A 12,374-nucleotide genomic window follows, 5' to 3' on the forward strand; every position below is an offset into this window, starting at 1 on the left:
ATGAAAAATATTTTGGACTTTATTAAGTCTCTTTGATGATAATCCAATCGCCTTGGACTTGCGCGATCGCACCACCAGGAAAGGGATCGGTTTGGGAACGGTTGGGGGCGATAATTAAAGCTGTTAATTTCTCAATATGCTCAAAATTAGGTGCGTCAGGTAAAATTTCTAATAATACTTGTCGCATCACCCGCCTTTTTAAAGCTATTGGTGCTGGTTTTAATATTTGACGATTTAATTTAAAAACATTCCCATTTTCCATAGTTGCTGCTTCCCGCAACTGCTGGGCTGCTTGTTCTAAATATTCAACATCCGCTTGCAAAAGTTCTGCTGTTTGGGCTAAAGCTGATTCTACTTTAGGATTAAAGTTGGTTTGTAAATAGGGAATTAATTCTTGGCGGATACGGTTGCGTGAATACTTGATATCTTGATTGGTAGAATCTTCCCAAATAGGTAATTGAAAATCTTGACAAAATTGCCCTGTTTGTTGACGAGTAATTTCCAATAGTGGACGGATTAAAATAACTTTTTCCGATAACGGACGTTGCCAATTTAAAGCTTGTAAACCATCAGCGCCAGTACCACGCATTAAATTGTACAGCAGAGTTTCGGCGCGATCGCTGGCTGTGTGTCCAGTAACTATATATTGATAATTATATTTTTGGGCGATCGCATTTAAAATTTGATACCGCCAATCACGCGCCGAAGCTTCGCTATTTACATGTTCTTTGGCAGTTTCTAAATAAAAATCTACGCCCCAATTTTTAGCCAAATTTTCTACATGATTCGCATTCGCTTGTGAATCCTCACGCCAGCGATGATCGCAATGAGCAATACTGAGATACCATCCCCATTTGGATTTTAAATCTAAGAGTAATTTAATTAAACATAGAGAATCTTGTCCACCAGAAACCGCTACTAATAGCCGTTCCTGATGTTTAAATAAATGACGCGATTTGATAGTGCGATGAATTTTGGCGTGTAAGGGAGTCCATACCATTTTGAATTATTAACCACAGATAGATGCAGATAATCGATAATTTTATCAGCGTGCATCCTCGTACATCTGCGGTTTCAAAAATAGAATCTATTCACAAAATATTAAACATAATTTCACCCCTCTCTACTGATCAAGAGGGGCTAAGACTATTAAAAAAACCAACCGTAAGAATGTAAACCTTTGCCTAAAAGATTCACACCCAGATAACAAATCCAAACAACAACAAAGCCACTGGCTGCTAAAATTGCAGGGCGACGACCTTGCCAACCACGGGTAATTCTGGCGTGGAGGTAAGCTGCAAAAACTAACCAAGTAATTAATGCCCAAGTTTCTTTCGGGTCCCAACTCCAGTAAGAACCCCAAGCTTCATTCGCCCAAACTCCGCCAGCGATAATCCCAATTGTCAGCAGGGGAAAGCCTAAGCCAATGATGCGATAGCTAATATTATCTAGGGTATCGGCAAGGCTAAGACGTTGGGGTGAAAGAACTGCGGCGGTTGCTGTAGCTTCTGATGGTGCAGTTGTGACCAAGTTTAAAACTGCGGTGTTGCCGTTGTTACTATTAGTTTCAAACCGACGAGCAGAACCATTATTTTCGCCAACAGGTGTTGCTGCTTGAGTCACAAGTTCACCTGCTTTGTGTATGCGATAACCATTACTGCGGTAGCCACCAGTACCAACTGAACTACCTTGTAGTTCGATTTTTTGACCGCGTGTTACAACCAGAAAAGCGATCGCTAATATCGAACCTACCATTAATGCAGAGTAGCTCAACATCATCACGCTAACGTGCATCATCAGCCAGTTAGATTTTAATGCAGGCACTAATGGTTCTGCTGCTTGCATTGTGGATGGTAGAGTCAAGGCGGCAAAAGCAGTGATCCCCATTGCCACAGGTGTAGTAAAAACTCCCACTAAGCGGCTACGGGTACCATTTTCCGCAATTAAATGAACGGCTGTAATTCCCCAAGTTAAAAAAAACAGTGATTCATACAAGTTACTCAGGGGAAAATAACCTGCTTCTATCCATCTTGCGCCTAAAAGGGTGGCGATACACAAATTAGCGATCGCCATTCCAGCTGTTCCTAAAGCACCCAGTGCTGGTAGCTTTGGAAAAGCTGCACCTCCCCAGTAAACCAACATGGTGAGGAATAACACAGCAAATGAGGCATTATCTAGCCAGTTCTGGAGTCCAACCAGATTCATACAGTATTCTCCACCGTTATTGCTTAAAGTTGCGATTCTAACTATTTTGATCCTAACTTGAGTTTAATTAGAGACTCAGCGTAGATAGAATAAATTAATGTCGTAATTATTAATTCAGCTGGCACAATCAAGATTACGAAGTGCTGAGTCACCAAAGTTTGCCCGAAAGGAAACTCTTGTCGCTACTTATCGCTGAGTTGAAAGTACTTAGTATGAAACCAGTTTGCTCAGAGCTTTGAGCAACATAGTCTCAAAGTTCTCTAAGGATGCTGAAAGTTCAAGGTTTTGAACTACTAATATTGGGATGATTGGCAGAATTAGGGGCAGTAGCGGCATCGGTTGATTTTTTCAAAGAGACAAAAATATCGTAGCGAGTACTGCGGCTGTCACTCACTGAGGTTGTTGCGCCAATGGAACGAGTCGCTTCTAAAAAAGTTTTTTGTTTGGGAAATAGGGTATTGAGGGTAAAGTTATTTACCATTCGTTCGACATCTATAAAAAATGCACTATTCGTTGGATTCAATTCTGTCGGCACAGAGTTTTTATATGCAAGATTGCTGGCTAATGTGCTGCTGGGTTTAGGCACAATTTTATCGGTAACAGGAGCGCCTAAGACTATGAAAGCAGTATCTTGATCTAACCAACCGTGGCTGGCTGTTAAAGTGCCGAAAGGGCCAATCCAGTTAACAACGGGTTGACCTGCAACTGTCCCTGGTTGAATTTGGAATTGATATTGAGTTTTAATTACGTCATCTAGCTTTTGGAGAGATGCTTCCGCTAATTTGCGATCGCTGGCTTTGATCATAAATACCAATCCAGCTCTAAAATCTGCTGGTGTGCCATTTTTCGGTACGTTTGGAATCAGCGAGATAGCAAACTCACCTTTCATCCAACTGAGTAAATCTCGTTCCAAATCGAGGTTCGTCAGCGATTTCACCCCACTACGCAATTGTTCGGGAGATACGGGTGAAAGCGGATTTCCTTGAGATGTGAGGATGTAGTCACCCCACAGCCGTTGTAAATTACTACCAGATAACATCATCAAGGTTTCTGCTGGCATTCGCTGTTGCATATTACCTGCTGAGTTATCAACTGAAAGTAGACGCTGGCTTTGCGGATTCAACCAAGAAACACCCTTTAAGCGTATACCGTCTGATTCTAGACTAATAGCCCCCGCTAAACCTTGATTATTTTGCAGTTGTGCCAAAACTTGGGCTGGTAAACGTCGATTTGGCGCAGTAGTAGCAATCTTGGCCGCATTGGGAACATTGACATAAAACTGGGCAAAAGAATTAGACTCCGAAATTTTGGGAAAATTCTCAGCGAAACTGGCAACTGTTGCTAAGGATGTTTTATTTTTATAGGCATCAATCGCCCGTTCTGCGGCTTTAGGATTATCAGTAATAACTAGGAATCGTTGGTCTAATAATGTAGCTGAAATATTTGTGCCAAATTGCCCTTCGCTTTGTTTGATAGGCACTCCCTCATAGGTGCGGTCAATCCATTTCCCGGTTTTTAATGCTTTGGGTTGTGCCAAAATTTTTTGTGCTAACTCTGAGTTTTTGACTGGTAAAACCATCACTATTGACTGCTGAGTTTCAGCCGCAACGCTATCGGTGGCTACAGGCTTAGGAGCAGGCTGATTTGTTCCGGGCGCTAAAATTGCGAAGGTAACTTCTTTGTCTACCCAAGGTTGAATATCTTGCTCAAAATTAAAACCATTATTAGTCAGAAAGCGATCGCGTAACTGGATTAAAGTCTTATTTAGTTCTGCTTGCGACTCTTTTGTGCCGAACTCCTGTAATTTCTGCCATTGTTTGGGATCTGTAGTCAGAGAAGCAGCAAACAGAGCATCGTTCGGAATAATATTTGCACCAACTAATAAATTTCCAGAATATAAATGCCCCTGGCTGAACAACCGATAGGCTACCCCACCACCAATAATTAATAAACCAGTAGCAGAGAGCGTCAATGCCAGAGACGGTTTCTGTTTTTTCTTCATGGGAACAGACACAATAGGCAGCGCCATTGAAACCAATACCTCATACTTGCGAACTTTTTACTTGCTTGACCAAGTAAAATTAAGCTTTTTTCTTGCTTTTGGGCAGTTTTTCAACAATTTTCTCTACCTCAACTTTTGCTGATCCTTCGGTAATCAACCTTAGCTATTTTTTCTTTAAAAGTAGTGATTTTGTTGTTAGTTAATCTTTTTAACATGCTTTGCCTTATTTCGCAGGCAACTTTTCTCTAAAAGTTTTCTTAGTCACTTAAGCTTAATTAGATAACTCTGTAATAATTTACGCATTCCTACTACGAATCAATAATTTCAAAGTTGGACGTAGCCAAGTAAAAATCTTGTGTCCATATATTCTGAAACACTGACATTTACTCTTCACAGACAAACTTTCTGCATAAGTTTTTCACTTTATTCTCAGCATTATGAGGATATAACTAACTCCAAAAAGCTGCAAGTCGCCAGAAATTGGTAATTTTTACTACTTATACATCTGAGTTATTCTATATTTAACGCTCAAAAATATAGCCATAACGCGCTAATTTTTGAAATTATAATTACTGATGACTATTTTTACCAAAATTAGCAAAACTCAATTTTTGGCAATTTAGGGATATTTTGACGGTTAATATTAGCTAGATAGCTGTAATTGCATCAGCAAGCTAGATATTATTTTTAGATAAATTTAATTTTTATTAGGTCAGGTAAATTTTATTACCTAATCATACTTGTAGTTTACTGTAGCGATCGCCATCACATTCTACACTTTGCCATTTCCTGCACTCAACTGCATCGGCCCCAAATACTTGGTTAAATACGGCGAAAACACCTCATAAATTAAAGTTAACGGTTGTCCATGATGCCAAAACAAGTAATGACGACCCCAAAACGGCCCAGGCACATCAAAACCAGACTCTAAGGCCGCCGAGTTTCCATAATAAATACCGCGCACATCTCGATACAACTCTGTACGGAGACGCGCCAAACTCGCCCAAATTGGCAATGAACGATTTTGTAAATATTCATCTACATGACTGGCTTCCCACCAAGATGTTGCATAAGCTAATCTCTGCCCCGACCTAGTACGTAGCCACACCTGGCGACGCAGTCTAGGCCCTGGCACAGCTTGAATTAACTCAGGCGCATCATCTAAATCTGTGCCAATCAATGACATATCAATCACATCTACTTCTGTTGGCTCACCTGTCAGCAATTCTAAATGCCGAGTCGGAGAACCATCGCCCAACAACAGCAGTTGCCAAGCGGGAGCCAACTGTGTGTGCGGCAAACTCTTTTGGATAACTTCTTCGTCTCCTTGCCAAACCGGAGTTAGACGGTGCCAAGCTGTTGGCAGCGCGGGATTGTTCGTCAGAGAAAAAATAGCAGTCAATTTTATTTACAAAAGTTCATCTATCTCTATAAAAGCACAAAAAAAGTCAATAGTTCAAAGCTGATAATCAGTAGTTAGGCATTGCTTCACTATTGACCATTCACTTGTAACCATTGACCAAGCCCTTGCGGGGCGGAAACAGGAAGGTTGTCGAAGTCTTCTCTGTTTCCTTTTCATCAAAAATGCGGATGGCGAGACTCGAACTCGCAAGGCAAAGCCACACGCACCTCAAGCGTGCGCGTATACCAATTCCGCCACATCCGCGAGAGTTCACTGAAGAACTAATATAGCACAACAAAGTGATTATAGTAAGGTAATATCTAATTTTGCAAAATTTACCAAAAATTTAAGTGAACATGTTCACAACTTTCCCGAAGGTGGATATCAGACTAACAGAAATGTAATAGCGCCACAAGTGATATTAAAAGGGGTATAGCTACTTTAAGATGTTCCGCACTCACCACAGCCTCGTTCGGGAAACTGGCACAGACAAGCAGATGTGAAGCTGTTAATCTGGTTAAGACCCGTAGAGACTCCCTGGCAGTCCTGACCTTTGTGAAACTGCGAAGGGCGTATATATACTGCTCAGGATGCTGCTGAAAAAACTCTTATTGTCATTTGTAGCCAAGTCAAAGCTTTGTTGCAAATCAGATAAGAGAAAATGTCAATCTACTGGTACTAATATCGAAACTCGAAAATGAAGTTTGACAAAATACTAATTGCTAATCGGGGAGAAATCGCCCTTCGTATTCTCCGCGCCTGTGAGGAAATGGGAATAGCGACTGTTGCGGTTCACTCCACTGTTGATCGGAATGCGCTCCATGTACAGTTGGCTGATGAAGCCGTTTGTATTGGTGAGCCTGCAAGCGGTAAAAGTTATTTAAATATTCCCAACATTATTGCTGCCGCCTTGACCCGTAATGCCACTGCCATTCATCCTGGTTACGGTTTTTTGTCAGAAAATGCCAAATTTGCCGAAATTTGTGCAGATCATCATATTGCGTTTATTGGCCCGACTCCAGAAGCAATTCGCTTGATGGGAGATAAATCCACTGCCAAAGAAACCATGCAAAAAGCTGGAGTGCCAACAGTACCAGGAAGTGATGGTTTAGTCGAATCAGAGCAAGAAGGATTAGCACTAGCTAAGGAAATTGGCTATCCCGTGATGATTAAAGCCACGGCTGGCGGCGGTGGACGGGGGATGCGTTTAGTCCGTTCGGAAGAAGAATTTGTTAAACTGTTTTTAGCTGCTCAAGGTGAAGCAGGCGCAGCCTTTGGTAATTCTGGCGTTTATATCGAAAAATTTATTGAACGTCCCCGCCATATTGAATTTCAAATTTTGGCAGATAACTATGGCAATGTGATTCACTTGGGTGAACGGGATTGTTCTATTCAACGCCGCAACCAAAAATTATTAGAAGAAGCCCCTAGTCCGGCGCTTGACCCTGACCTGCGCGAGAAAATGGGACAAGCTGCGGTCAAAGCTGCCCAGTTTATCAACTTTACCGGAGCAGGTACGATTGAATTTCTCTTAGATCGGTCGGGTAACTTCTACTTTATGGAAATGAACACCCGCATTCAAGTAGAGCATCCTGTCACCGAGATGATTACTGGTGTGGACTTAGTAGTCGAACAAATTCGGGTTGCTCAAGGCGAAAGACTCAGGCTAACTCAAGACCAAGTGATTTTGCGTGGTCATGCCATAGAATGTCGCATCAACGCTGAAGACCCAGACCACGATTTCCGTCCCGCCCCAGGTCGCATTAGTGGTTATCTTCCCCCCGGTGGCCCTGGCGTGCGAATTGATTCCCACGTTTACACCGATTACCAAATTCCTCCCTACTACGATTCTCTGATTGGTAAGTTGATTGTGTGGGGGCCAGACCGTTCAACTGCTATTACCAGGATGAAACGCGCCTTACGGGAGTGTGCCATTACGGGACTACCAACAACTATTGGTTTTCATCAAAGAATTATGGAAAACCCACAGTTTTTACAAGGCAACGTTTACACTAATTTCATTCAAGAAATGAAACTTTAGGGAATTAGGAAGTAGAACGGTAAAGGGAAAGGGTAAAAGGCTGAGAAATATCTTATTTTCAGTTGACTATCTATCCCTTTCCTGTTCACACACTCAGGTTGGTTTAGATTAATCGTAAATCCCGTTAAATACAAAATCCTGGTTAATCAAGGGGACTACATAAAGCTTTATCGATCGCAATCTCACTCAAAAAAATCGTTGTCATGGGGATCAGATGTTCCTGAACTAACCCATCAGACTAATTGATAGAATCATTAAACTCTAGAAATTGCCCATACAATAAGCCAGTATCCTCGACCTTTTCACCCAATCTTCAGAAAAGGAGATTCTCACATGTCATTAGCTGAACTCATGTCACAAATCCAAGAACTTCCAAAAATTGACAAGCTTCGGCTGATGCAGTTTCTCGCTACAGAACTGGTCAAAGAAGATGATGCAAACTTCTTTGTGGCGAACCAAGAGTATCCGATCTGGTCGCCTTACAATTGCTCTGAGGCTGCCAATGCTTTAATGAATCTTCTGGCGACAAATACTTAGAATAGGGACTGTAACGACAATTTGTAACTACAATTGCATATTGTAGCTGTCGTTCAGTTATGGAATATGAATGGGATGAAGCAAAACGTCTTGCTAATCTTCGTAAACACGGCATCGATTTTGTTGATGTTCCAGCCGTATTTGACGGCGATATCTTAACGGTTGAGGACGACCGTTACAGTTATGGAGAGCAGCGTTTTGTCACATTCGGTTTGTTGCAAGGGCGAGTGATTGCCATTGTCCATACAGAACGTGAGGATTGCACTCGTATTATTTCTGCAAGAAAAGCGACGAAATATGAACAACGAACCTACTTCGAGCAACTCTCAAACTGATTGGCAACGATTAGACGCAATGAGTGATGAGGATATTGATTTGTCAGACTGTCCAGAAATTACACCAGAAATGTTTGCTAAGGCAGTAGTGCGACGAGGTTTACCTACCACAAAAACCAAAGCTCAAGTTACACTTCGCATTGATAGCGATGTATTGGAGTGGTTTAAGTCGCAAGGGCGAGGTTATCAGACACAGATCAATCAATTGCTACGAGCGTATATGGAGGCACATCAATAACAGGCAGGTTGAGATTGCCTACGAGAATCAAGATTGAAGCTGTTTGTTAGTAACGATGCGTGCTTCCTTAACGTTTCTGATCTTCATACAGAGAGCGATCGCTCCAAACATGATAAAGTTGGTGCCGGAAGTGCGATCGCATCCTTCCCTATCCCCTAACTGGTATGAGACATCATCGTGATTAATCCTTGCTGACCTAAGAGAATTTCCCGCAGCAAGCTGAAAATTCCTACCCAAATAATTGGGGTAATGTCCACTCCGCCTATTGGTGGTACTAGCTTACGTAAAGGTACTAAAAATGGCTCAGTCGGCCAAGCTATGAGATTGAAGGGCAACTTATTTAAGTCGGCTTGGGGATACCAAGTCAGAACAATGCGGAAAATAAAGAGAAATGTCATCACCCCCAACAGGGGGCCGAGAGTCCAAACGGTAAAGTTAACACCAGTCATCTGTTTGCGCTACTATTTTTGAACGAAGAAAATTCCGAGAAGTAAATAAGAAAGTTTGAAGGTTTGTAAAGCTTATAGATATATTTTATGGCAAATGCCAGTCAAGCAATTTTGGATTTGGGATTAATACCATTTCACTTGAAAAATAATCCAGATATGCAAGCTACAAGAAGCAGCGCCTCGACTGCGCTCGGCAACCGGGAGCAGAGGCATAGAGGAAGTGGTGATTTGTATCAGTACTTAAGTGAATTGGTATGACTCCACAAATAAATCTGGCAACTTTGACCATTCCGCTAACATTGGTCACAATCAACACAAAAGCACCACTTTGGCTAAATATTAAGATTTCTAGAGATTTTTGTGAAAATAATTTGTGTCTAGTTACAGGAAATACTGAGCGATAAATATTCATCCCTAGCTCCTAGCCTGAATTTTCTGGTTTTAAAGCTTATACCCAAAGGCTTCTCAAGGAAGTACTACACTATTAGAATTATGATGAAGTGTGTAAAAAAAGGTTGAGAACAATGACACCATCTTTAGCAAATTTTCTTTGGAGTCTGGCTTGGGGTACTGCGATCGTTGTTATCCCTGCTACTGTTGGGCTAATTTTCATTAGCCAAAAAGATAAAATCCAACGTTCTTAATCTTTTGTCGAGTCAATTAGACTCTAAGACAAGTATTCTGTCAGCTAATTACCTAATTGCATTCACATTAGCAATCTTCCTTGTGAGGACAGGGTATACTTAGCTGACAGATACAAATTTTTTTGGCTGGCAATGATTAAAAAGCTTCAGACCTTCTGAGCCAAAAGCCGTGAAGCTCAACTATATTGTGATTAATTAAAGTAGTGATTTTAATTTTGACTCGCTAACATAGATTGTGATATTGGGATAAAGAACAATGCTAAATTTTGGGCTGAACTCAGCCAGTGTTCTGGCTCAGGTCAATGTGGGAACGAACTCAGCCAGTATTCTAGGAATTTTCCTGGCTGTGGCTGGGGCAGCACTGTATTTTATGCGGACTGTACGCCCAGAACTTTCACGAGATCAAGATATCTTTTTTGCGGCTGTAGGTTTACTCTGCGGCTTTATTTTGATTTTCCAAGGATGGCGGTTAGACCCGATTTTGCAATTTGGTCAATTGCTGTTGGTGGGAACAACGGTGTTTTTTGCGGTGGAAAGTATTCGCCTACGTAGTATCGCTACTCAGCAAGCCAAGCGTAATACTCCAATTGTCGATAGAGAACGGGAAGTCAGCGATAACTATTCATATAATAGGAGGTCGCGCAAAGACTATGAAGCTGAGGTAGAAGACGAGTACGAACCACTACCTTATGAGGAGGAAGAACCTCCAGCACGTCCGAGAATTCGGGGTAGCAGAGATGAACGCTCATCTCGTGATGATTATTATGAGGAGCAACCACCCCGCCGCTCAAATCGTCGTCCCAGCAATGAACGGACAGACACAACTGATAAAAATCGTCGCCGGACTTCTACTCGTTCCAATAGCCGTTCGACTGAGAAATATGACGATGAAGGAAGTTGGGGTTCGGCTTCCACAAGACAGGTAGATGATTGGGAAAGTCCCAGTGATGAAGGGAGAAAACCTGCTCGTCGTGGAAGTAACGGTACTCAGCGTCCAGAAAGCCGGGAAGATGATGTTCCGGCTAGACCCAGAAAACGTCGTCCATCTGCTGAGACAAGTTCGCGCCGCGACAGTGCAGATGATGATGTCATCCCCGCAGATTACGTTCCATACAAGCCAATAGACCAGTCTGATGATGAATCAGATAATTCAACTAATTTTGATGATGTCTAAAACTGGTGGGATGGATGTAAGCTAGAGGCGATGTAAAAAATAACAGTAGAGGTGAAAAAATTTACGCCTATTGTGTGGCTCCAAAGACCGATTCATTGGAGCCTGATTTTTGGCTTAAGTAGCTTACTTGTATCTTGTGGTGCCAGTGAGATTCCCCTGGGGCCGACTTCGTTAAACAGCCGTTATACAGAAGAACAACCGACGTTAAGTGGTAACGGTCGGTTCTTGGCGTTTGTTTCAAATCGTAATGGTAGTCACCAATTACTCATATATGATTTGCAACAGCAAACATTTGTGAGAACTCCGGGTTTAAATCGACCAGAGACAATTAGTGAAAGCCCTAGCTTGAGCTATACAGGGCGTTATATTGTTTATTTAACAAGCGACCAAGGTAGACCAGTGGTAGCCCTTTACGATCGCGCCATACAACAGTCGCAAGTTCTCACACCTGTCTATCGTGGCTGGGTGCGAAATCCTGGGATTAGCCCTGATGGACGTTATGTTGTGTTTGAAACAGCCAGTCGTGGTCAATGGGATATTGAAGTTTTAGACCGTGGCCCGAATGTTGAATTAGATATTCCTAATGGGGCGACGGTGGATGGGCCGAGGAATTGAGGAGAGAGGGACAGGAGAGACAAGGGAGACAAGGGAGACGAGGGGGACAAGGGAGATGAGGGGAAATTAACAAAGGACAAAGGACAAATGACTAATGACAAATGACTAATGACTAATACGACTAATGACCAAACGTAGTATTTTTATATTTGCTTGTTGTAGTTTACTAACTGGTTGTTTTGGCTATCCCCGGTTGGTGAGTTATCCGTTTGATCCGGGGGGGCGGAGTATGAATAGTTTAGCTTCGGAGTTAAATCCGCAAACTTCTGGGAGATATATTGTTTTTATTAGCGATCGCCGGGGTAGTCAAGATGTTTATATGTTTGATACCCTGACGCGCAATTTAATTGATTTACCTGGTTTAAATGCTTTAGATACGATCGCCTCTCACCCCAGCGTTTCTCAAGATGGTCGTTATGTTGTATTTGCTGCTAGTCGTCAGGGGCGATCGGCGATTTTTTTATATGACCGCGAAACCCGTCAATCTCGCAATTTGACTAATAATTTGCAAGCGGAAGTTCGTCACCCAACTATTAGTGCTGATGGGAGTCGAATTGCCTTTGAGTCGAGTAATAACGGGCAGTGGGATATTTTAGTTTATGACCCTTTTGGGCGACCATTAGATATACCCCAAGATCCTCGATAAAAATAGGGAGTTGGGAGTGGGGAATTGGGAATAAGGTTTTAGATATAGGGTTTAGGGGTATGAGGGGTGGGAAGTGTGGGAGGATG

15 protein-coding genes and 1 tRNA gene are annotated in these 12,374 nt (G+C 42.2%); 9 read left to right on the forward strand and 7 right to left on the reverse strand.

Going from position 1 to position 12,374, the window contains the following annotated elements; all coding sequences use genetic code 11:
• Positions 1 to 22: 22 nt before the first annotated feature.
• The 5 genes from tilS to H6G75_RS02420 all read right to left on the reverse strand — a co-directional run bounded on the left by tilS (position 23) and on the right by H6G75_RS02420 (position 5,873).
• Positions 23 to 1,000: a tRNA lysidine(34) synthetase TilS gene (tilS, locus tag H6G75_RS02400; RefSeq protein WP_190978408.1), complete on the reverse strand. Its 978-nt coding sequence runs from the start codon at positions 998 to 1,000 to the stop codon at positions 23 to 25.
• 149 nt (positions 1,001 to 1,149) lie between these two features.
• On the reverse strand, positions 1,150 to 2,205 hold the full coding sequence (gene ccsB / locus H6G75_RS02405; protein WP_190978409.1) for a c-type cytochrome biogenesis protein CcsB: 1,056 nt from the start codon (positions 2,203 to 2,205) through the stop codon (positions 1,150 to 1,152).
• Positions 2,206 to 2,482: 277 nt separating this feature from the next.
• Positions 2,483 to 4,234, reverse strand: a complete 1,752-nt coding sequence (locus H6G75_RS02410; protein WP_190978410.1) for a DUF3352 domain-containing protein — start codon at positions 4,232 to 4,234, stop codon at positions 2,483 to 2,485.
• 745 nt (positions 4,235 to 4,979) lie between these two features.
• Positions 4,980 to 5,609: a chorismate lyase gene (locus H6G75_RS02415; protein WP_190978411.1), complete on the reverse strand. Its 630-nt coding sequence runs from the start codon at positions 5,607 to 5,609 to the stop codon at positions 4,980 to 4,982.
• A 183-nt stretch (positions 5,610 to 5,792) separates the two neighbouring features.
• A tRNA-Leu gene (locus H6G75_RS02420) sits at positions 5,793 to 5,873 on the reverse strand.
• A 433-nt stretch (positions 5,874 to 6,306) separates the two neighbouring features.
• Here H6G75_RS02420 and accC point away from each other — a divergent pair.
• The 5 genes from accC (at position 6,307) to H6G75_RS33405 (ending at position 8,919) form a co-directional block, all read left to right on the forward strand.
• Positions 6,307 to 7,650 (forward strand): acetyl-CoA carboxylase biotin carboxylase subunit, encoded by a 1,344-nt coding sequence (gene accC, locus H6G75_RS02425; RefSeq protein ID WP_190978412.1) that lies wholly within the window; start codon positions 6,307 to 6,309, stop codon positions 7,648 to 7,650.
• 333 nt (positions 7,651 to 7,983) lie between these two features.
• A complete protein-coding gene (locus H6G75_RS02430; protein WP_190978413.1) occupies positions 7,984 to 8,187 on the forward strand; it encodes a hypothetical protein in 204 nt (67 codons plus the stop codon).
• Between the two features lie 59 nt (positions 8,188 to 8,246).
• Complete coding sequence (locus H6G75_RS02435; RefSeq protein ID WP_190871429.1) at positions 8,247 to 8,522, forward strand: BrnT family toxin; 276 nt, start codon at positions 8,247 to 8,249, stop codon at positions 8,520 to 8,522.
• Complete coding sequence (locus tag H6G75_RS02440; RefSeq protein ID WP_103125566.1) at positions 8,485 to 8,760, forward strand: BrnA antitoxin family protein; 276 nt, start codon at positions 8,485 to 8,487, stop codon at positions 8,758 to 8,760. The genes H6G75_RS02435 and H6G75_RS02440 overlap by 38 nt, the downstream gene beginning before the upstream one ends.
• Before the next feature lie 33 nt (positions 8,761 to 8,793).
• Complete coding sequence (locus tag H6G75_RS33405; protein ID WP_277884063.1) at positions 8,794 to 8,919, forward strand: hypothetical protein; 126 nt, start codon at positions 8,794 to 8,796, stop codon at positions 8,917 to 8,919.
• Here the strand turns inward: H6G75_RS33405 and H6G75_RS02445 are convergent.
• Both H6G75_RS02445 and H6G75_RS02450 read right to left on the reverse strand, forming a co-directional pair.
• The gene (locus H6G75_RS02445; RefSeq protein WP_190978414.1) at positions 8,916 to 9,209 is read right to left on the reverse strand and encodes a YggT family protein; all 294 of its coding nucleotides are present in this window, start codon (positions 9,207 to 9,209) and stop codon (positions 8,916 to 8,918) included. The genes H6G75_RS33405 and H6G75_RS02445 overlap by 4 nt on opposite strands.
• A gap of 163 nt (positions 9,210 to 9,372) precedes the next feature.
• Complete coding sequence (locus tag H6G75_RS02450) at positions 9,373 to 9,621, reverse strand: hypothetical protein (protein ID WP_190978415.1); 249 nt, start codon at positions 9,619 to 9,621, stop codon at positions 9,373 to 9,375.
• 112 nt (positions 9,622 to 9,733) lie between these two features.
• Between H6G75_RS02450 and psbX the strand changes: the two genes are divergently transcribed.
• From psbX to H6G75_RS02470, 4 genes are all read left to right on the forward strand, one after another.
• Entirely contained in the window at positions 9,734 to 9,853 is a 120-nt protein-coding gene (gene psbX / locus H6G75_RS02455; protein WP_015112477.1) for a photosystem II reaction center X protein, read from the forward strand.
• Between the two features lie 256 nt (positions 9,854 to 10,109).
• A complete protein-coding gene (locus H6G75_RS02460; RefSeq protein ID WP_190978416.1) occupies positions 10,110 to 11,027 on the forward strand; it encodes a Ycf66 family protein in 918 nt (305 codons plus the stop codon).
• Between the two features lie 51 nt (positions 11,028 to 11,078).
• On the forward strand, positions 11,079 to 11,642 hold the full coding sequence (locus H6G75_RS02465) for a PD40 domain-containing protein (protein WP_190978417.1): 564 nt from the start codon (positions 11,079 to 11,081) through the stop codon (positions 11,640 to 11,642).
• Positions 11,643 to 11,766: 124 nt separating this feature from the next.
• Positions 11,767 to 12,288: a PD40 domain-containing protein gene (locus tag H6G75_RS02470; protein WP_190978418.1), complete on the forward strand. Its 522-nt coding sequence runs from the start codon at positions 11,767 to 11,769 to the stop codon at positions 12,286 to 12,288.
• Positions 12,289 to 12,374: the final 86 nt, after the last annotated feature.

The organism is Nostoc sp. FACHB-280 (assembly GCF_014697615.1).
Lineage (GTDB): Bacteria > Cyanobacteriota > Cyanobacteriia > Cyanobacteriales > Nostocaceae > Nostoc_B.

Excerpts from the sequence above, each read along its gene's own strand:
- tilS (WP_190978408.1), bottom strand. The coding sequence starts at position 1,000 with ATGGTATGGACTCCCTTACACGCCAAAATTCATCGCACTATCAAATCG.
- ccsB (WP_190978409.1), bottom strand. The coding sequence starts at position 2,205 with ATGAATCTGGTTGGACTCCAGAACTGGCTAGATAATGCCTCATTTGCT.
- H6G75_RS02410 (WP_190978410.1), bottom strand. The coding sequence starts at position 4,234 with ATGGCGCTGCCTATTGTGTCTGTTCCCATGAAGAAAAAACAGAAACCG.
- accC (WP_190978412.1), top strand. The coding sequence starts at position 6,307 with ATGAAGTTTGACAAAATACTAATTGCTAATCGGGGAGAAATCGCCCTT.
- H6G75_RS02430 (WP_190978413.1), top strand. The coding sequence starts at position 7,984 with ATGTCATTAGCTGAACTCATGTCACAAATCCAAGAACTTCCAAAAATT.
- H6G75_RS02435 (WP_190871429.1), top strand. The coding sequence starts at position 8,247 with ATGGAATATGAATGGGATGAAGCAAAACGTCTTGCTAATCTTCGTAAA.
- H6G75_RS02440 (WP_103125566.1), top strand. The coding sequence starts at position 8,485 with ATGAACAACGAACCTACTTCGAGCAACTCTCAAACTGATTGGCAACGA.
- H6G75_RS02445 (WP_190978414.1), bottom strand. The coding sequence starts at position 9,209 with ATGACTGGTGTTAACTTTACCGTTTGGACTCTCGGCCCCCTGTTGGGG.
- H6G75_RS02450 (WP_190978415.1), bottom strand. The coding sequence starts at position 9,621 with ATGAATATTTATCGCTCAGTATTTCCTGTAACTAGACACAAATTATTT.
- psbX (WP_015112477.1), top strand. The coding sequence starts at position 9,734 with ATGACACCATCTTTAGCAAATTTTCTTTGGAGTCTGGCTTGGGGTACT.
- H6G75_RS02460 (WP_190978416.1), top strand. The coding sequence starts at position 10,110 with ATGCTAAATTTTGGGCTGAACTCAGCCAGTGTTCTGGCTCAGGTCAAT.
- H6G75_RS02470 (WP_190978418.1), top strand. The coding sequence starts at position 11,767 with ATGACCAAACGTAGTATTTTTATATTTGCTTGTTGTAGTTTACTAACT.